Source organism: Actinophytocola algeriensis (assembly GCF_014203735.1).
In the GTDB taxonomy this organism is placed as follows: Bacteria; Actinomycetota; Actinomycetes; order Mycobacteriales; family Pseudonocardiaceae; genus Actinophytocola; species Actinophytocola algeriensis.
Window position 1 is genome coordinate 379689 of record NZ_JACHJQ010000008.1, and the last position, 18125, is coordinate 397813.

General features: G+C 72.9%; 18 protein-coding genes. 7 read left to right on the forward strand and 11 right to left on the reverse strand.

All coding sequences use genetic code 11. The annotated features are described in order from the left end of the window. Nucleotides 1-15: 15 nt before the first annotated feature. Both FHR82_RS35345 and FHR82_RS35350 read left to right on the forward strand, forming a co-directional pair. On the forward strand, nt 16-1482 hold the full coding sequence (locus tag FHR82_RS35345; protein ID WP_184814948.1) for a dynamin family protein: 1467 nt from the start codon (nt 16-18) through the stop codon (nt 1480-1482). Between the two features lie 10 nt (nt 1483-1492). Then, nucleotides 1493-3625 (forward strand): Hsp70 family protein, encoded by a 2133-nt coding sequence (locus tag FHR82_RS35350; protein WP_184814949.1) that lies wholly within the window; start codon nt 1493-1495, stop codon nt 3623-3625. A gap of 89 nt (nt 3626-3714) precedes the next feature. On the opposite strand, the gene FHR82_RS35355 is transcribed toward FHR82_RS35350, so the two are convergent. Continuing rightward, nucleotides 3715-4254: a hypothetical protein gene (locus FHR82_RS35355; protein ID WP_184814950.1), complete on the reverse strand. Its 540-nt coding sequence runs from the start codon at nt 4252-4254 to the stop codon at nt 3715-3717. A gap of 64 nt (nt 4255-4318) precedes the next feature. Continuing rightward, on the reverse strand, nt 4319-5239 hold the full coding sequence (locus FHR82_RS35360; protein ID WP_184814951.1) for an AraC family transcriptional regulator: 921 nt from the start codon (nt 5237-5239) through the stop codon (nt 4319-4321). Between the two features lie 93 nt (nt 5240-5332). Here FHR82_RS35360 and FHR82_RS35365 point away from each other — a divergent pair, with 93 nt between their 5' ends. After that, a complete protein-coding gene (locus FHR82_RS35365) occupies nt 5333-6415 on the forward strand; it encodes an aldo/keto reductase (protein ID WP_184814952.1) in 1083 nt (360 codons plus the stop codon). Between the two features lie 298 nt (nt 6416-6713). Further along, nucleotides 6714-7673 carry a threonine ammonia-lyase gene (locus FHR82_RS35370; protein ID WP_184814953.1) on the forward strand — a complete coding sequence of 320 codons (960 nt, stop codon included), beginning with the start codon at nt 6714-6716 and terminating at the stop codon, nt 7671-7673. A 7-nt stretch (nt 7674-7680) separates the two neighbouring features. On the opposite strand, the gene FHR82_RS35375 is transcribed toward FHR82_RS35370, so the two are convergent. Further along, nucleotides 7681-8838 (reverse strand): NAD(P) transhydrogenase subunit alpha, encoded by a 1158-nt coding sequence (locus tag FHR82_RS35375; protein WP_184814954.1) that lies wholly within the window; start codon nt 8836-8838, stop codon nt 7681-7683. A 299-nt stretch (nt 8839-9137) separates the two neighbouring features. Here FHR82_RS35375 and FHR82_RS35380 point away from each other — a divergent pair, with 299 nt between their 5' ends. Then, nucleotides 9138-9518: a hypothetical protein gene (locus tag FHR82_RS35380; RefSeq protein WP_184814955.1), complete on the forward strand. Its 381-nt coding sequence runs from the start codon at nt 9138-9140 to the stop codon at nt 9516-9518. Between the two features lie 11 nt (nt 9519-9529). Here the strand turns inward: FHR82_RS35380 and FHR82_RS35385 are convergent, their stop codons facing one another. Genes FHR82_RS35385 through FHR82_RS35395 form a run of 3 tightly spaced genes read right to left on the reverse strand, consistent with a single transcriptional unit; the run spans nt 9530 to nt 11822 of the window. Continuing rightward, entirely contained in the window at nt 9530-9775 is a 246-nt protein-coding gene (locus FHR82_RS35385; RefSeq protein WP_184814956.1) for a hypothetical protein, read from the reverse strand. Next, nucleotides 9772-11136, reverse strand: a complete 1365-nt coding sequence (locus FHR82_RS35390; protein ID WP_184814957.1) for a HAMP domain-containing sensor histidine kinase — start codon at nt 11134-11136, stop codon at nt 9772-9774. The genes FHR82_RS35385 and FHR82_RS35390 overlap by 4 nt, the downstream gene beginning before the upstream one ends. Then, nucleotides 11133-11822, reverse strand: a complete 690-nt coding sequence (locus FHR82_RS35395) for a response regulator (RefSeq protein WP_184814958.1) — start codon at nt 11820-11822, stop codon at nt 11133-11135. The genes FHR82_RS35390 and FHR82_RS35395 overlap by 4 nt, the downstream gene beginning before the upstream one ends. 58 nt (nt 11823-11880) lie before the next feature. Here FHR82_RS35395 and FHR82_RS35400 point away from each other — a divergent pair, with 58 nt between their 5' ends. Next, nucleotides 11881-12312, forward strand: a complete 432-nt coding sequence (locus tag FHR82_RS35400) for an ATP-binding protein (RefSeq protein ID WP_184814959.1) — start codon at nt 11881-11883, stop codon at nt 12310-12312. On the opposite strand, the gene FHR82_RS35405 is transcribed toward FHR82_RS35400, so the two are convergent. The 4 genes from FHR82_RS35405 to FHR82_RS35420 form a co-directional block, all read right to left on the reverse strand. Continuing rightward, the gene (locus tag FHR82_RS35405) at nt 12304-12852 is read right to left on the reverse strand and encodes a hypothetical protein (protein WP_184814960.1); all 549 of its coding nucleotides are present in this window, start codon (nt 12850-12852) and stop codon (nt 12304-12306) included. The two genes, FHR82_RS35400 and FHR82_RS35405, sit on opposite strands and share 9 nt — an antisense overlap. Continuing rightward, complete coding sequence (locus FHR82_RS35410; RefSeq protein WP_184814961.1) at nt 12849-13220, reverse strand: ATP-binding protein; 372 nt, start codon at nt 13218-13220, stop codon at nt 12849-12851. Before FHR82_RS35410 ends, FHR82_RS35405 begins: the two co-directional genes overlap by 4 nt. Then, nucleotides 13217-13879: a winged helix-turn-helix transcriptional regulator gene (locus FHR82_RS35415; protein WP_311771424.1), complete on the reverse strand. Its 663-nt coding sequence runs from the start codon at nt 13877-13879 to the stop codon at nt 13217-13219. Before FHR82_RS35415 ends, FHR82_RS35410 begins: the two co-directional genes overlap by 4 nt. Before the next feature lie 81 nt (nt 13880-13960). Then, entirely contained in the window at nt 13961-14344 is a 384-nt protein-coding gene (locus FHR82_RS35420) for a VOC family protein (RefSeq protein WP_184814963.1), read from the reverse strand. 43 nt (nt 14345-14387) lie between these two features. Here FHR82_RS35420 and FHR82_RS35425 point away from each other — a divergent pair, with 43 nt between their 5' ends. Continuing rightward, nucleotides 14388-14528, forward strand: coding sequence for a hypothetical protein (locus FHR82_RS35425; protein WP_184814964.1), 141 nt, complete (start codon nt 14388-14390; stop codon nt 14526-14528). 4 nt (nt 14529-14532) lie between these two features. On the opposite strand, the gene cobN is transcribed toward FHR82_RS35425, so the two are convergent. Further along, a complete protein-coding gene (gene cobN / locus FHR82_RS35430) occupies nt 14533-18105 on the reverse strand; it encodes a cobaltochelatase subunit CobN (protein ID WP_184814965.1) in 3573 nt (1190 codons plus the stop codon). Between the last annotated feature and the right edge of the window lie 20 nt (nt 18106-18125).

Here is an 18125-nt window from a genome sequence, read left to right on the forward strand (position 1 = left end):
GCGACGGAGCGAATCATGACACCGCGACTCACCGACCGCACCAGGACCGTGCTGGCACACGGCATCGAGGTCTACCGCGGCACGCCGCACGCGGCCCGGCTCGCCGCCGCGCGGGACCGGCTCGACGACCCGCTGCGCGTCGCGGTCGCGGGCCGGGTCAAGGCGGGCAAGTCCACGCTGCTCAACGCCCTCGTCGGGGAGCGGCTCGCGCCGACCGACGCGGGCGAGTGCACGCGGATCGTCACCTGGTACCGGGACGGGCACACCTACCAGGTGCGTGCCCAGGTCGGCCGGGAGCAGCGGCAGCTGCGGTTCGCGCGGGAGCACGACCGGCTCGACATCGACCTCGGCGGGCTGAATGCAGACGACGTCAGCGAGCTGGTGGTGACCTGGCCCGCGCAGGCGTTGCGCGCGGTGACGCTCGTCGACACCCCGGGCATCGGCTCGCTGACGACTTCGGCGGCGCGGCGGACGTGGGACCTGCTGGTGCCAGACGAGGAGGAGACCCCGGCCGACGCCGTCGTCTACCTGATGCGCCACCTGCACGCGGGGGACGTCGAGTTCCTGCGTGCCTTCCACGACGCCGAGGTGTCCCGGCCGAGCCCGGTCAACGCCATCGGCGTGTTGTCGCGGGCCGACGAGATCGCCGTCGGCCGGCTCGACTCGATGGCGTCGGCCCGCCGCGTCGCCACCCGGCTCGGCGCCGACCCGAACGTCCGGCGGCTCGTGCAGTCGGTGGTGCCGGTGGCCGGGCTGCTCGCGGAGACGGCGGTCACGCTGACCGAGGAGGAGGTCGCGCGGCTGCGCCGGATCGCGGACCTGCCGGTGAAGGAGGCCGAGGAGCTGCTGCTGTCGGCCGACCGGTTCACCTCGTCGAAACCGGAGCTGGGCCTGACCGAGCTGGAACGGTCGGCACTGCTCACGCGGTTCGGCGTGTTCGGGGTGCGGCTCGCGAGCACCATGCTGCGCCGCGGCGTGGCGGGCACGGCGAGCGAGCTGGCGACGGAGCTGGCCGACCGCAGCGGGCTTGGCAGGCTGCAGGAGTTGTTGCGGTCGCTGTTCTTCGAGCGGCGCGACGTGCTGAAGTGCCGGTCCGCGCTGCTCGCGGTCGCCGAGCTCACCCACGCGTGGCCGCGACCGGGGTCGGAGCGGCTCGCCGCGGAGGTCGAGGAGGTCGTGGCGTCGGCGCACCCGTTCAACGAACTGCGCGTGCTGTCCGGGCTGCGGGCCGGCTGGGTGTCCGGCAAGGACGAGGTGCTCGACGAGCTGGAGCGCGTCATCGGCGGCTCCGGCGGTGCCACCCACCAGCGGCTGCGGCTACCTGCCGACGCCGGTGGCCCGGAACTGAACGCGGCCGCCGTGACCGCGCTCGAGCGGTGGCAGCGCCGCGCGGAAAGTCCCATGACCAGCTACGAGATGGCGGTCGCCGCCCGGGTGGCGGTCCGTTCGTGCGAGGGCATGCTCGCCGACCTGTCCCGATAGGAGCTTTGCGATGTACGCGTTGGGCATCGACCTCGGCACGACCTACACGGCCGCCGCGGTGTGGCGGGACGGCCGCGCCGAGATCGTCTCGCTCGGTGACCGGACCGCCGCCATCCCGTCGGTGGTCCTGCTCCGGGAGGACGAGACCTTCCTGACCGGTGAGGCGGCGAACCGTCGCGGGCTCACCGAACCGAACCGGGTGGCGCGGGAGTTCAAGCGCCGCATCGGTGACACCACACCGATCATGCTCGGCGGCACGCCGCACTCGGCGGAGTCGCTGACGTCGCGGCTGCTGCGCGCGGTCGTCGAGGAGGTCGTGAAACGCGAAGGCGGCCCGCCGGCGCAGGTGTGCGTGTCGCATCCCGCGAACTGGGGTCCGTACAAGACCGACCTGCTGGGGCAGGCGGTCCGGATGGCGGACCTGCCTTCGGTGCGGTTCATCACCGAACCCGAGGCCGCGGCGACGCACTACGCGCAGGAGCAGCGGCTCGGCGTCGGCACGGTGGTGGCGGTGTACGACCTGGGCGGTGGCACGTTCGACGCGGCCGTACTCCGCCGTACCGCGGGCGGTTTCGCGATCCTCGGCAAGCCGGAGGGCATCGAGCGCCTCGGCGGCATCGACTTCGACGCGGCGGTGTTCAACCACGTCCGCACCGCGCTGGGCGGCAAGCTCGACGACCTGGACGAGGACGACCCGGCCGCGATCACCGCGGTGGCCCGGCTGCGCGAGGAGTGCGTGCAGGCGAAGGAGGCGCTGTCGGCCGACACCGACACGACGATCCCGGTGCTGCTGCCGTCCGTGACCACCGATGTCCGGTTGACCCGCGGCGAGTTCGAGGCGATGGTGCGGCCCGCGCTGCACGGGTCGATCGAGGCGCTGCGGCGCGCGGTGCGGTCGGCGGGGAGCACACCGGAGCAGCTGCATTCGGTACTGCTGGTCGGTGGGTCGTCGCGGATGCCGATCGTGGGGCAGCTGGTGTCGGCGGAGCTGGGCAGGCCGGTCGCGGTGGACACGCATCCGAAGCACGCCGTGGCGCTGGGTGCGGCGTGGCGTGCGGGTGCCGCCTTGGGACGTCCGGCCGGGAGTCCGGCGGTGCCGCGCGGGCCGGTGGGCGTGCCACCCGTGCCCGGCACACCTCCCCGAGGCGTGCCGATGGCGGCGCCGGTCGCGGCGCCGCTGCCGGGCGCGGCCAGGACCGAACCGCTGCGCCAGCCCCGCGGCACCGAACCGGCGGCCCCTGGCCGCGGTCCCGAACCGACCTCCAGCCGTGTTCCGGAGACGACCCCCCACCGCGGTCCGGAAACGGTGACGCGCCAACGCGTCCCCGACCTGGCGTCCGGCCCGGCGACCCGCACCCGTCCGCCGGTCGCCGAGCCGATCGGCCCGCCGCCCGCCGAGAAGTCCGACCGCCGCAAGCGGCTCCTGGCGCTGGGGGTCGCGGGCGCGGTGGTGGCGTTGCTGGCAGGCGGCGGCGTGGCGTTCGCGGTGTTCGGCGGTGACGACGACCCCGCGGGCACCGGTGCGGGCACCCCGGCCACCACGTCCACGACGGTGTCCGAGGCGTCCCTGCTCCCACCCGACGAACAGTGCACCGACGCGATCATGGCCAACCCGCACTGGGTGTGCCTGACCTCGGCGGTGGTCGCGGACGGCACGATCACCATCCAGTACGTCAGCGACGGCGGGGCACTGACCGTCAACGGCGGCAGGCACCTCCACATCTACGGCGGCGACGGCACGAACCCGTCCGACCAGGTCATGGGCCACCAGGTCCCGGAGTCCGAGCAGGGCAAGTGGTACGTGGAAGACCGCCGCCCCGCGGTGCTCGACGTGACCGACCAGCGGTTCGCGCTGGCGATCGGCGACGCCCCGAAGGTGTGCGCCCGCATCGCGACCGCCGACCACGTCCTGGTCACCGCCCAGGACGGCACCTACCGGACCGGCAACTGCATCCCGATCACCCGCGGCGCCGACACCGCACCGGAACCCGCGCCGAAGACGACGAAGAAGAACCGTCAGCCGCGCACCGACACCCCGACCACGACGACGGAGACGACCACCACCACGACCGACACCACGACAACGGACCCGACTCCGGACAGCGAACCGGAAACCCCGTCAGCGGAGCACGCGGACGGCTGAGATCCGGTGCCGGATGGCTGGGCAGGTGCGGAGCGCCTGCCCAGCCATTGCCGTGGAATTCGTTCGACGGGGCTCCGGGACGGTGTGGCTCAGTCGAGGGGGTCCTCGTCCGCGCTGTCGTCCTCGTCCGGGGTGAGGCCCTCGATCGGGGGTTCCGGGGTGAACGTGGCGGGTGACCACTCCGGCTCGGGCGCTTCCACCCGGTCCGGCGCGGTGTCCTCGACCGTCTCCGCCGGCTGCGTCGACGGCTCCGTGACGCCACCGGCGCCCGCGCCGAAGTCCAGTTCGTCCGGGTCTGCCCAGTCGGCGGGCTCCTGTGGTTCCTCGGCGGGCTCGTCGAGGTCCGCTGCCGGTGGCGCCGCCGAGGTCAGCAGGTCGAACCAGTTCGCGGGTTCCGCCGACTCGACGGGGACCGGGCCGTGGGCCGCCACGTAGGGGGCCAGCGCCTCCGCCACCGCCACCGGCGCGGTGTCCGCGTACGACACCACGGCCTCGCTCACCAGCGGTTCCGGGAGGTCGGCGTGCCCATGCTCGGCCAGGTACCCGGCCGGGTCCGCGCCGTAGGCCGCGCGCGCCCCGGCGTCGCCGGCCAGGTCGGCCAGCAGTTCGCGCAGGGGGCGGGCATCCATGTCCTCAACTGTAGAGAACGGTCCGCGGCCCGGCGTCGGGGAAACCCCCACCCGGACCCCGGGGTCACGGCAGTGCCGGGACCGCGACATCCTCCCGCAGCCGGGCCGCGTCCTGGCCGGGTGGCGCGCCGAACAGCCTGCGGTACTCGCGGTTGAACTGCGACGGGCTGTCGTAGCCGACCACGTGCCCCACCGCCGCCACGTCGCCAGGCCGGGCGATCAGCAGCGACCTGGCCTCCTGCAGGCGGATCCGCTTCTGGAACTGCAGCGGGCTCATCGTCGTGACCTCCCGGAAACGCCGGTGGAACGCCGACTCGCTCATGCCGGCCAGGCGCGCCAGGTCGGCGATCCGCAGCGGCGACGCGTAGTGGTCACGGATCCACCGGATCGCCCGGCTCACGTGCGTCAGCCCGCTGTCCGCCAGACCGATCTGCCGGACCATGCCGCCGTGTGGGCCGGTGAGCAGCCGCCACAGGATCTCCCGTTCGATCAGCGGTGCCAGCACCGGTATGTCCGCGGGCCGGTCGAGCAGCCGCAGCATGCGGGTCACCGCGTCCAGCAGGTCCACGTCCGCGTCGCCGGTCGCGATGGTCGGTGCGCCGGTGCGGGACCACTGGGTGGCCGGTGTGTCCAGCAGGAGCGGGGCGATCGACGCCGGGCGCAGTTCGAGGCCGACGCCCAGTGCGGGAGTCGCCCGGCTCGCGCCGACGAAGTTGCCCGTCACCGGCAGGTCGGCACTCACCACGAGGCACTGCCCGGCGCGGTACGAGTACGTCCGGTCGCCGAGCACCAGCCGTTTGCCGCCCTGTGCCATGACGACCAGCAGCGGTTCGGTCAGCGAGTACTCGTGCGCCGATGTCTCCACTTTGGACACGAGGAGGCCAGGGACCGGAGTGGTCAGGTCCGCTCGGGCATGTCTCGCGACCAGGTCGCGGAGCTCGGCCAGCAGGCCATCGGGGGTGCGCACCTCCCAACGGAACCACATCGCGGGCACGATCGCGACCAACTGAGCAGGATCGTGCAAGAGCCTACGTGGATCGGTCTACCGTCGCCATCGCCCGGCCGGTTCCATGGAGACATGCCACTCGATCACTACCTCACCCTCGGCCGGTCGGGCCTGCGGGTCAGCCCGTTCGCTCTCGGCGCCATGACCTTCGGCGAGGATCCCGGTGCCGCCGGGACCGGCGTCGAGGAGTCCGGGAGGATCCTCACGTCCTATCTGGACAGAGAAGGGAACTTCGTCGACACCGCCAACTTCTACACCAACGGCCATTCCGAGAAGATCCTCGGCGACTACTTCGCCGCGCGGCCGGGAAGCCGCGACCGCGTCGTGCTGGCGACGAAGTTCTTCTTCAACATGCACCCCGGCGACCCGAACGGCGGCGGCGCCGGCCGCGGTTCGATCATCGCGCAGCTGCACGAGTCCCTGCGACGCCTGCGCACCGACCACCTCGACCTCTACTGGTTGCACAATTGGGACCGGAACACGCCGATCGAGGAAACGATGCGCACGCTCGACGACCTCGTCACCGCGGGCAAGATCCGCTACGTCGGCTTCTCCAACGTCCCGGCGTGGGTCACCGCGCAGGCACAGACGACGGCGCTGCTGCGGGGCTGGACCCCGCTGGTCGCGCTGCAGGTCGAGTACTCGTTGCTCGCTCGCACGGTCGAGGGTGAGATCGCACCGCTCGCGCGTGACCAGGGCATGGCGCTCGTCCCGTGGAGCCCGCTGAAGAACGGTTTCCTGTCGGGGAAGTACCGCCGAGGCACCGAGGTCGCCGATTCCGCCCGCTCCGCCTACGTCGGCGCCCCGACCGACGACGAGTTCACGGTCATCGACGCGGCCACCGCGGTCGCCGACGAGCTGGGCACCACCACGGCGGCGGTGTCACTCGCGTGGCTCCGCGCCCGCGAGGGCACGGTCGTGCCCATCGTCGGCGCGCGCCGCCTGGCACACCTGGAGGACAACCTCGCTGGGATCGACGTGACCCTCGCACCGGACCACCTGCGGCGCCTGGACGAGGCCTCCGCCCCCACCCTGGCCTACCCGGCCCCGTTGCACGGCGAACTGCGGGCGATGCTGCAGTTCGGCGGCACGACCGTCGACGGCGAACCGTCCACTGTGTACCCACCACTGCTGCAGAGCGCGGTCCGCTACTGAGGCTCCCGCCGCCCGCCGGATTCGTTGACATTCCACTGGTTGGACCGTGCACCGGCGGCCCTTTCCCGGCGGGCCGCCCGGATGTCATCCTGGGCGTGCCGACGATGGGGGTGACGAGGTCGCGCCGGAAGCAGGGCCGGCGCTCCTCCCCCGTCCCTTCGAGGGGTGCCCCCGATGCCGTCGGACTCCGGATCCGGTGCGCCGCCCGACCGGGTGGCCGCCGGATCCCGGGGCGCGGGCCGATTGTCCACAGTGGACATCAAAGGGTGCGCCCCGCACCTGGCTACACTGCTCCGTCGTGCAGGAAACGCGCCTCGACATCGACCGGATCCGGGCGGCTCGCCGGGTGATCGCCCCGGTCTTCCTCGACACCCCGCTGTACCGCTGCGAGGCGCTGGAGCCCGGCCTCGGGTGCGCGGTGAGCATCAAGCTCGAGACCGCGAACCCGGTCCGCAGCTTCAAGGGCCGCGGCTCCGAACTCGTCGCGCACCTGCTCACCGGGGAGCGGGCCGTCGTGTGCGCCAGCGCGGGCAACCTCGGCCAAGCCCTTGCCTGGTCCGGCCGCGGCCGCGGTCTCGACGTCACCGTCGTGGCGTCCCGCTTCGCGCCCGCGACCAAGCTCGACCGCATCCGCGCGCTGGGCGCCCGGCTCGAACTGGTGGACGGCGACCACGAGCTGGCCAGGGAGCGAGCAGCCGCCATCGCGCGGCACGACGGCATCCGGCTGGTCGAGGACAGCCTGGACATCGAGACCTGCGAGGGCGCGGCGACCATCGGCCTGGAGCTGGTGGCCGCCGCGCAGCCGTTCGACGCCGTCCTCATCGCCCTCGGCGGCGGAGCGCTCGCCACCGGTGTGGGGCACGTGCTGAAAGCGCTGGCCCCCGAGGTCGAGGTGATCTGCGTCCAGCCACTGGGCGCACCGGCCATGACGCGGTCCTGGCACGAACGGCGCGTCGTCACCACCGACTCGACCGACACCATCGCCGACGGCGTCGCGGGCCGGTACCCCATCCCGGCCGTGCTGGCCGACCTGCTCCTGGTCGCCGACGACGCTGTCCTGGTCCAGGAGGAGTCGATCACCACCGGCATGCGGATGCTCCTCGACCACGCCGGCCTCGTCGTCGAACCGTCGGCCGCGCTCGGCATCGCGGCGATCCGCGAGGACCGGGACCGCTTCGCGGGACGGCACGTGGTCACCATCGTGTGCGGCGGCAACGTCGACGTGGCCGCCTACCACCGCTGGGTCGGCGCGACCTGACCGGCGGTCAGGACACCGGGTTGTCGAGCAGCTCGCGGGTGGGCGCGTGCCGGACCTCGCCCGCGTGCGTCACGCAGCACCCGGCGACGATCTCGTCGTCGAAGTCGATGGTCGGTGCACCTCCGGACCGCAGGTGCAGCAACAGGTTCACGACGTTGGTGCTGTATAGCTGGCTCGCCTGCGCAGGCAGCTGGCTCGGCACGTTCGCGCCACCCCACACCAGCACGCCGCCGATGGTGACCTCCTCGCCCGGCTTCGCGCCTTCGACGTTGCCGCCGGACTCCGCCGCCAAGTCCACCACGACCGAACCGGGCCGCATCGCGGCCACCATCTCCTCGGTCACCAGGATCGGCGCGGTGCGCCCTGGCACCGAGGCGGTGGTGATCAGCACGTCCGCGTCCGCGACGTGCGGCGCGAGCAGCTCACGCTGCAGCCGCGAGCGTTCCTCGGTCATCTCCCGCGCGTACCCGCCCGTGCCCTCGAGCGTCGGCAGGTCCAGTTCGACGAACTCCGCGCCGAGGCTGCGCACCTCCTCCGCGGAGGCCGCCCGCACGTCGTAGGCACGCACTACGGCACCGAGCCGCCGTGACGTCGCGATGGCCTGCAGTCCCGCGACTCCGGCACCGAGTACCAGCACGGTCGCGGGCCGGATGGTCCCGGACGCCGTCATCGACAGCGGCAGGAACCTCGGCAGCCGCTCGGCGGCGACCACCGCCGCGCGGTACCCGGCGACGAAAGACTGTGACGACAACGCATCCATCGCCTGTGCGCGCGAGATGCGCGGCACCAGCTCCATGGCGAGTGCCGTGTGACCGCCGTCACGCAGCGCGCGGACCAGGTCGAGTTCCTGCGCGGCGGGGAGGAAGGAGATGGTGATCGCACCGGGCGCGAGCTCGCCGATCCGGTACTCGGGGATCGGCTGCACCGAGAGCACCACGTCCGCACCGCGCAGCGCGTCGCCGGCCACCACGGCGCCCGCCTGCCGGTAGTCGTCGTCGGTGTACCCTGCGGCGGCACCGGCCCCCGGCTCGACCGCGACCGCCACCTCGGCGGTGCCATCGGCGGAAACGTCGGTTGAAACGTCGGTAAGGCGCGACACCAGCCCGGGCACCAGCGCCACCCTGCGCTCGCCCGGTCTCGTCTCGCCAACCACGGCGATCTTCACGAATCGCACCCTAGACCATCGATTTCTCGGAAAGCGACACCAAAACCGTTCACCAATCAACCAATCCAATGAGGACAAAAGCGCCGGTGATCGCGCTTCGAGCACCTCATTGGGCCGAAAGAGTGAATCTTGCGATTGTCTGTCTTTTCACTCTTCCACCGTTCGGCGGCCCCGCCCCACACCCGTCGCCGATAACGTGGGGCGCCCACCAAATACCGGTCCGGGATGACAGACCTCGACCAGGAGAGGAACACATGCGGTTCGTGCACGCGACATCACGGAGACCCCGGCTCCGTCCGATGTCCCTGATCACCGTCATCGCCGCGGCCGCCGTCGCCACGGCAGGCTGCGCAGGCGGCACCGCCACGGGCGGTGGCACCGACGACGGCGCGACGGGAACGCCCACGCAGAACGGCGCGATCTCCACCGGCGCGGCGCGGCCCCCCACCGAGCTCGTGCGCGTGACCGGCAAGGTCGAGATCGGCTCGCAGCCCGGCTGCCTGGTGCTGAACGCCGAGTTCACCGCGTACGTCCTGGTCGGCGGGGACCCCGCGGCCCTGGAGGCGTACGAGGAGGACGACACCGTGGTCACGGTGACCGGTCAGGCGCACGCCCCGGCACCGCAGAACTGCACGGACGGCGTCCCGCTGGCGATCCAGAAGATCGAGCCCGCGATCTGACGAACACCTGACTACCGGGCCGGAGCCGGACCCGGACGGGACGCGGTGCCTGACAACGTGGTCGGCGCAGTCGTCGGTGCGGTGGTCGGCGCACCGCTCCCGGGGGACGGGTTCTGCTCGGTGTCGAAACTCGGGGTCGCGGGCGGCGGCTCCTGAGTGCTCTCCTCGATGAGCTGGGGTTCGTCCTCCGACCCGACCCCGCAGCCTGGCACGGCCAGCACGCACACGGCGGCGAGGCCCACGAGAACGGCTCTCATTCCGCCACCTCAGGCAGCTCCACCACGAACCGCGCTCCCCCGCCGGGCCGCTCCTCCACCCAGGCGCGGCCGTCGTGCCCGCGCACGTGCTGCGTCACGAGCGCCAGCCCGAGCCCGGCACCGCTGTCGGTCGCCTCGCGATCGGCGGGTGAGCCGCGGGAGAACCGTTCGAAGACGCGTTCCCGGTCGGGGGCGGGCACGCCGGATCCCGCGTCGTCGACCTCGATTCTGGCCCGGCCGTCGCGGCTCGTGATGCCCAGGCGCACCAGGCCCTTCCCGTGCCGGGTCGCGTTGTCGACGAGGTTGACCACCACCCGTTCCAGCCTGCGCCGGTCGCCGGTGATCCACGGGTGCGCCGCCACGTCGAGCACCTCGGGCGACAGGGCGGCGTGGTGCTCGGTCACGGCGAGGACCAGCCCGGCGAGGTCGACCAGCTCGAACGTGGACCGGTCCTGGTCGGGTCGGGAGATCTCGAGCAGGTCGTCGACCATCCGGCGGAAGCGGCGCAGGTCGGTGTCGAGCAGTTCCACGGCCTGCCGCGACCCTGCCGGCAGCTCCTCCCTGCGGCGGTACAGCACCGCCATGGCGTTGAGCATCGTGGTCAGCGGCGAGCGCAGCTCGTGGCTCACGTCGCCCGCGAACCGGGTGTCCCGCGCGACCCGCTGCTGCAGCCGTTCCGCGGTGTCGTTGAACGCCTCGGCGAGCGGGACGAGGTCCGGGTCGCCGGTCGCGGGCAGCCGCACCGCCAGATCTCCTCGGGCGGCTTCCGCCGCGGCCGCGGTCACCCGCCGCAGCGGCCGCAGCGCGTGCGTGGCCGCCCACCTGCCGAGCAGCGCACCGGCCAGCGCGCTCACGACCGCGCCCGCGACGAGGAGCCAGCTCAGGAAGCGGAACGTGCGGTCCAGCTCCCGCATCGGCGACACCTCGACGTAGGTCGCGGACTGGTCCGGGAGCGGCAGGCCGACCGCGAGCACCGGGACGCCGTCGAGCACGGTCCGCTGGTGCGCGCCCTGCCCGCCCCGCACGGTGTCGAGGAACGCGGCGGGCAGCCGGAGCGGGTCGACCCGGTTGCCGCCGGAGATCCAGTCGCCGTCGTCCACGAGCAGGACCGCGGACTCGACCTCCGCGCCGAGCCCGGTCATCAGCTCGGCGAGCCCGTCGGGGTTGCGGCGCAGCTGCGCCTCGACCAGGCGCGCGTTGCCGTTGGCCTGCGCGATCGCGCTGCGCTCGCGCTGACCGAGCATGTACCCGGTGGACAGGTGCCAGGTGGCGACGGCGAGCGCGCCCGCGACCACCAGCGACACGAGGCTGAACCACGCCATCACCCTGGCGCGCAACGGAAGGCGGCTGACGAGGCTCATGGCGTGCCCGCCCGGTAGCCGACACCGCGCACGGTGACCACGTGCGTCGGCTGCCCCGGGTCCGGCTCGATCTTGCGGCGCAGCCTGCGGACGTGCACGTCGAGCAGCCGGGTGTCGCCGAAGTACCCGTACTCCCACACCCGCTCCAGCAGCTGCTCGCGCGTCACCACCGCGCCGCGGGCCAGCGCCAGCGCGCACAGCAGCCGGAACTCGGTCTTCGTGAGCGCGATCTCCTCGCCGCCGCGCAGCACCCGGCCCTCGGTGACGCGCACGGTCAGGTCGCCGAACTCGACCACCGGCGGCACGTCCGGGTCCCCGGTCCGCACTCTGCGCAGCAGCGCGCGGATGCGGGCGCCCAGCTCGCCGGCGTCGACGGGTTTCGTCACATAGTCGTCCGCGCCGGCCTCCAGCCCGGCGATGACCTCGTTCGGCCCGGTCCGCGCGGTCACCATGATGATCGGCAGGTCGCCGCGCTCCCGGATGCGGGCGCACACCTCGAGCCCGTCCATGCCGGGCAGCATCAGGTCGAGCAGCACGACGTCGGGTTCGTGCCCATCCTGCGCGAGCCGTTCGAGCGCGGCCTCGCCGGTCGCGGCCTCGAGCACGTGGTAACCCTCGTCGGCCATCGCGAGGTGCAGCGCCTCCCGGATCCGGGCGTCGTCCTCGACGAGCAACAGGGTGGTCATGGTGAATCGTCAGCCGTTCGTCAGGTTCGTCGTACGTCCACGCGGCCAGGATGTCGAGGTGAGCGACACCGCGTCCGGCCAGGCGCCCCGCCTGCCGGCGGAGATCCACCTGACCGCGACCGACCCCAGGTTCCGCAGCGGACTGCCCACATGGTTGCGCGTCCCGCTCGACGGCTGCACCCGGGGCGCGATCCGTGAGGCGGCGGTCGTGCTCGGGGAGCTGGTCGGCAACGCGTTCGACCACGCGGCCCCGCCGTACCGGGTGCGGGTCACGGGCCGCTCGTCCGGCCACCTCATCCGGCTGTCGGTCACCGACTCCTCCCCTGGCCCGGCCGACGGGTGGCAGCTGGGCAGGGGGCTGCGGCTGGTGCGCGCCATGTGCCCGCAGTGGGGCGTCGAACCGGCACGGGTGCGCGGGATCGCGGGCAAGACGGTGTGGGCGCAGCTGCGGGTGCTCGTGCCGCCGTCCGCGGCCGGGCGCTCATCGTGACGGCTCCCCGCCCTGGGCCACGGTCAGGGTGTGGGCCAGAGCCGCCAGCTCGACGGACGGCGGACAGCTCAGCAACACCAGGTCCGACAGCGCGGTGCGGATGTCCACCCGGTCGCGCAGACGGGCGGCCCTGCGCCCGGTGGTGATGCCGATCGTCGCACCGCGGGCGACCACGTCCAGGATGCCGAGGACCCGGGTCGAGGGCAACAGGACCCGCATGCCGAACCGGACCGGGGCGACGCCCCGCACGTGCAGGCCGAGCAACGCGTTGGCGTGGTCCAGCACCGACCACGAGGTCTCGGCGGCGACCACCGCCGGCTCACCCTCGCGCCGGGGCCGGTCCAGCAGGTCGAACAGCGGCTGCGCGCCGCGGGCCAGCTCGCCGGGTGGTTCGGTCACGACCATCGCGAACACCGGCCACCGGCCCGCCTCCTCGGCGGTGGTGACCGGTCCGGCCACGCCGCGCGGCCACAGCAGCAGCACCTCGATCGCCACCGCGGTCGGCCACACCTCGCACGGCTCGCCGTGCCCCGGGGTCACAGCGGGACCTCCGCCCACACCGTCTTGGCACGGACCCGCCGTTCCACGCCCCAGCCGCGGGACAGCCCGTCGACCAGCGCGAGCCCGCCGCGGGTCCGCCACGCGCCGCCGCTGTGCGGGGCGCAGTCCTCGACGTACACCCGCAGCGCACTGACCGAGCGGTCGAGCGCGACCCGCAGCACGAACGGCGGCTCCCCGTGCTGCCGGGCGTTGCGGACCAGCTCCTCGGCCACGAACGCGGTACGCAGCCGCGGCACCACCGGTACGGCGGCGAGTTCGATCCGGACCCAGCCCCGCACCACCGCGGGCGCCGGCTCGTCAGCGGTCGGGAGGATCAGTGTGGCCGGGTCGGCGAACGGCAGCGTCACGCGGTCTCCCTGCTGGCGTACCGGCTGACGCCGACGCAGGCGAGCACCGTCCGGACCGCGTCGGGCGCGCCGGAGAACACCACGGTGCGGTCACGGACCGCGCGCAGCCAGCTGTGCCTGCCGAGCCAGGCACCGGCGAGACCGCTCAGCGTGCACACGGCGCGCACGTCGGCCTCGGGCGGCCGTCCGGGGTGCGGGGTGGCGCCGGACGGGGTGAGCGCGATCCACCACCGGCTGGTGCCGGGTGCGTCCGTGACCGTGAGCGCGACGGTCAGCGCGCGGTCCGGAAGTCGTTCCACCTGCGCACAGATGTCGCGCAGGAGCAGTTCGGTGTCGAGGTCGCGCAGACCGGGTGGGGCCAGCCAGCGCTGCCCCCACCGGCCGAGCTGGTCGACCACCGGCCGCAGGCCCCGCCCGGCCTCGGTCAGCCGGTACCGCTTCTCCCGGGCCCGGTTCGGCACCTCGGCGACCAGCCCGTGCGCGGTGAGCGTGCGCAACCGGGCGGTGAGCAGGCTCGCCGACATCCTCGGCACGCCCTTGGCGATGTCCGCCCTTCGCTCGCTGCCCCGCAGCAGTTCCCGCAGCACGAGCAGCGTCCACGGTTCGGTCACCACCTCGGCGGCACGCGCGACCGGACAGTGCTGCTCGTAGCGGTACACCAGCCGGCCCCTTCGTGGACGATCCGTCCGCACCATCCTGGCGGCGGGAACCCGCTGCTCACCTGACGACTTCCTGACGAATCAGGAAGGCTGCCGCTGGTCACGCCGGATCGGGTGGTCGTCGGGCACCTGCACCACAACGATCCGCAGCCCGTCCGGGTCACGCAGCCACATCTCCACGAGGCCCCACGGTTCCTCCTCCGGCGCGCGCTCGACCGGCACGCCGAGGTCCCCGAGCCGCCGCGCGGTGTCGGCGATGTCCCGCACCTGCAGCCACAGCACCACGTCCGGTCCCGGTCCGGTCTCGCCGCGCCCGGACACCTCGAGGAGCCCGTTGCCCAGGAAGAACACCGTGCCGCCGGGGAACTCGCGGTAGATGGCCAGCCCGAGCGTGTCGCGGTAGAACGCCACGGACCGCTCCGGGTCGCGCGGGTGCAGGATCATCCGGCTCATCAGGAACTCCATACCCCTCAGCATCCCGTCTCGGTTCCGGTCCCGCCCACCCGGGATGGCCGAGCAGCCCAGCGCACCGTCGCTCGACCTCGACGAAGCACCGGAGGCCCGCGGCCCGGACCGCGGGTGCGACCCGGAACCCGATGGTGACCAGTCCGCGGCGAGGTGCCCACGCCTCGCCGCGCTGCTCGGCTGATCGGTCAGGTGCCGGACTCGAGGTCGCCTTCCGCCTTCAGGTACAGGGCCTGTACGGCACGCAAGGTGTCGGCGTCGGGTTCGGCCCACAGTTCGCGTTCCGCCGCTTCCAGCAGCCGCTCCGCGATGCCGTGCAGTGCCCATGGGTTCGACTCGGTCAGGAACTTCTGGTTCTCCTCGTCGAGCAGGTAGGTCCGCGCGAGCTGCTCGTACATCCAGTCGGTCACCACGCCGGTGGTGGCGTCGTAGCCGAACAGGTAGTCCACTGTCGCCGCCAGCTCGAACGCGCCTTTGTAGCCGTGCTTGCGCATCGCGGCGAGCCAGCGCGGGTTCACCACGCGGGACCGGAACACGCGTGCGGTCTCCTCGGTCAGTGACCGGGTGCGGACCGCGTCCGGGCGGGTGCTGTCGCCGACGTAGGCGGCCGGGGCGCGGCCGGTCAGCGCGCGCACGGTCGCGATCATGCCGCCGTGGTACTGGAAGTAGTCGTCGGAGTCGGCGATGTCGTGTTCGCGGGTGTCGGTGTTCTTCGCCGCCACCGCGATCCGGCGGTACGCGGACTCCATGTCCTCGCGTGCCGGGGCGCCGTCCAGCTCGCGGCCGTACGCGAACCCGCCCCACACCGCGTACACCTCGGCCAGGTCCTTGTCGTCGCGCCAGTTGTGGCTGTCGATCAACGGGAGCAGACCGGCGCCGTAGGAACCGGGTTTCGACCCGAACACCCGGGTGGTGGCGCGACGTTCGTCGGCGTGACCGTCCATGTCGGACCGGACGTGGGCGCGGACGTAGTTGTCCTCATCGGACTCCTCCAGCGCGGCGACCATCCGGACCGCGTCGTCCATCAGGTACACCACGTGCGGGAACGCGTCGCGGAAGAAGCCGGAGATCCGCACCGTCACGTCGATCCTCGGGCGGCCCAGTTCCGCGAGCGGGACCACGTCCAGGCCGCTCACCCGCCGGGACGCCTCGTCCCAGCGAGGACGGACGCCGAGCAGCGCGAACACCTCGGCGATGTCGTCGCCCGCGGTGCGCATCGCGGACGTGCCCCAGATGGACAGTCCAACGGACTTCGGCCACTCGCCGGTGTCGGTGCGGTAGCGGGCGAGCAGCGAGTCGGCCATCGCCTGACCGGTGTCCCACGCGAGCCTGCTCGGGATCGCCTTCGGGTCCACCGAGTAGAAGTTGCGGCCCGTCGGCAGGACGTTGACCAGGCCGCGCAACGGCGAGCCGCTCGGCCCGGCGGGCACGTACCCGCCGTCGAGCGCGTGCAGCACGTGGTCGATCTCGTCGGTGGTGCGCGCCAGCCGGGGCACGACCTCGGTGGCGGCGAAGGTGAGCACGTCGACCACCGCGGGTTCGACGCGACCGAGCACCTCCTCGCACACGGAGGGAACGGCGTCGGCCGACCACGCCCGCGCTTCCATGGTGGCCACCAGAGCGGCGGACAGTTCCTCGACGCGGTCCACATCGGATCGCGCGGACGACCCGTCCTCGGCCAGTCCCAGCGCTTCCCGCAAACCGGGCAGCGCGTTCGCGTTGCCACCCCACACCTGCCGGGCCCGCAGCATCGACCCGACGAGGTTGACCCTGGCCTCGCCGGTCGGCGCGAGACCGAGCACGTGCAGGCCGTCGCGGATCTGCGCGTCCTTGACTTCGCACAGCCAGCCGTCGATGTGCAGCAGGAAGTCGTCGAACTCCGCGTCGTGCGGGCGGTCGGCGACCCCGAGGTCGTGGTCGAGCTTCGCGGCCTGGATGAGTGTCCAGATCTGTGCGCGGATCGCGGGCAGTTTCGCCGGGTCCATCGCGGCGATCGACGCGTGCTCGTCCAGCAGCTGCTCCAGCCGCGCGAGGTCGCCGTAGCTCTCGGCGCGGGCCATCGGCGGCACCAGGTGGTCGACGAGCACGGCGTGCGCGCGCCGCTTGGCCTGCGTGCCCTCGCCGGGGTCGTTGACGAGGAACGGGTAGATCAGCGGCAGGTCGCCGAGTGCGGCGTCGGTCGCGCACGACGCGGACATGCCGAGGTTCTTGCCTGGCAACCACTCCAGGTTGCCGTGCTTGCCGAGGTGGACCATGGCGTGCGCGCCGAACGTGTGCCGGATCCACCGGTACGCGGCCAGGTAGTGGTGGCTCGGCGGCAGGTCCGGGTCGTGGTAGATGGCGACCGGGTTCTCGCCGAACCCGCGCGGCGGCTGGACGATCAGCACCACGTTCCCGGCGCGCAGGGCGGCGAGCACGATGTCGTCACCGTCCACGAACAACTCGCCGGGCGCCGGTCCCCAGTGCCGCTCGACCGACTCACGCAGGTCGGCGGGCAGCGTGTCGTACCACGCGCGGTAGTCGGACGCCGTGATGCGGACGGGGTTTCCGGCGAGCCGTTCCTCGGTGAGCCAGTCCGGGTCCTGTCCGCCCGCCTCGATCAGCGCGTGGATCAACGCGTCACCGTCGCCGTTCGCCATGCCGGGGAGTTTGCCGACGTCGTATCCGTTGTCGCGCAGGGCGTTCAGCAACCGCAACGCGCTCGCCGGGGTGTCGAGGCCGACCGCGTTGCCGATCCGCGCGTGCTTGGTCGGGTAGGCCGACAGCATCAGCGCGATCTTCCGCTCGCCGGGCGGGGTGTGCCGCAGCGCCGCGTGCCGCACGGCGATGCCCGCGACCCGGGCCGCGCGCTCGGCGTCCGGCACGTACACGGACAGGCCGTCGGCGTCGAGTTCCTTGAAGGAGAACGGGACCGAGATCAGCCGCCCGTCGAACTCCGGCACCGCCACCTGCGTCGCGGTGTCCAAAGGGGACAGACCGTCGTCGCTGTCCGCCCACGCCGCGCGGCTGGAGGTGAGACACAGACCCTGGATGATCGGGATGTCGAGGGCCGCGAGCGCACCCACGTCCCACGCGTCGTCCACACCACCCGCGCCGGCGGCCGCCGGTGTCGTGCCACCCGCCGCGAGCACGGTGACCACGAGCGCGTCCGCCTTGCCCAGCAACGAGATCAGCTCGTCCGGCGCGGTGCGCAGCGACGCGCAGAACACCGGCAGCGCCTGCCCGCCCGCGTCCTCGATGGCGTCCGACAGGGTCTCGACGAACGCCGTGTTCCCGGCCATGTGGTGCGCGCGGTAGTACAGGACGGCGACGACCGGGCCGTCGGTGCGGCGCGGGGTGCGGTCCAGCCGTCCCCACACCGGTGTCGGGGCGGGCGGCGCGAACCCGTGCCCGGTCAGCAGCACGGTGTCGGACAGGAAGTGGGCCAGCTCACGCAGGTTGTCGCGGCCGCCGTGCGCGAGGTACGCGTGCGCCTCGGCAACCACACCGCCCGGCACGGTGGACAGTTCCATCAGCTCCGCGTCCGGCGCCTGCTCACCACCCAGCACGACGACCGGCCGCGGTCCGGCGAGCAGCGCGTCCAGGCCCTCCTCCCACGCGCGGCGCCCACCCAGTAAGCGCACGACCACCAGGTCGGTGCCCTCGACGAGATCCGGCAGATCGGCGGCGGTGAGCCGTGCCGGGTTGCCGAGCCGGTAGTCCGCGCCACTGGCCCGCGCGGAGAGGAGGTCGGTGTCGGAGGTGGAGAGCAACAGGATCACGGGATCCGACTTTATAGTCG

Coding starts and splice junctions, on each gene's coding strand:
- FHR82_RS35345 (WP_184814948.1), top strand. CDS start 16: ATGACACCGCGACTCACCGACCGCACCAGGACCGTGCTGGCACACGGC.
- FHR82_RS35350 (WP_184814949.1), top strand. CDS start 1,493: ATGTACGCGTTGGGCATCGACCTCGGCACGACCTACACGGCCGCCGCG.
- FHR82_RS35355 (WP_184814950.1), bottom strand. CDS start 4,254: ATGGATGCCCGCCCCCTGCGCGAACTGCTGGCCGACCTGGCCGGCGAC.
- FHR82_RS35360 (WP_184814951.1), bottom strand. CDS start 5,239: ATGTGGTTCCGTTGGGAGGTGCGCACCCCCGATGGCCTGCTGGCCGAG.
- FHR82_RS35365 (WP_184814952.1), top strand. CDS start 5,333: ATGCCACTCGATCACTACCTCACCCTCGGCCGGTCGGGCCTGCGGGTC.
- FHR82_RS35380 (WP_184814955.1), top strand. CDS start 9,138: ATGTCCCTGATCACCGTCATCGCCGCGGCCGCCGTCGCCACGGCAGGC.
- FHR82_RS35385 (WP_184814956.1), bottom strand. CDS start 9,775: ATGAGAGCCGTTCTCGTGGGCCTCGCCGCCGTGTGCGTGCTGGCCGTG.
- FHR82_RS35390 (WP_184814957.1), bottom strand. CDS start 11,136: ATGAGCCTCGTCAGCCGCCTTCCGTTGCGCGCCAGGGTGATGGCGTGG.
- FHR82_RS35395 (WP_184814958.1), bottom strand. CDS start 11,822: ATGACCACCCTGTTGCTCGTCGAGGACGACGCCCGGATCCGGGAGGCG.
- FHR82_RS35420 (WP_184814963.1), bottom strand. CDS start 14,344: ATGGAGTTCCTGATGAGCCGGATGATCCTGCACCCGCGCGACCCGGAG.
- FHR82_RS35425 (WP_184814964.1), top strand. CDS start 14,388: ATGGCCGAGCAGCCCAGCGCACCGTCGCTCGACCTCGACGAAGCACCG.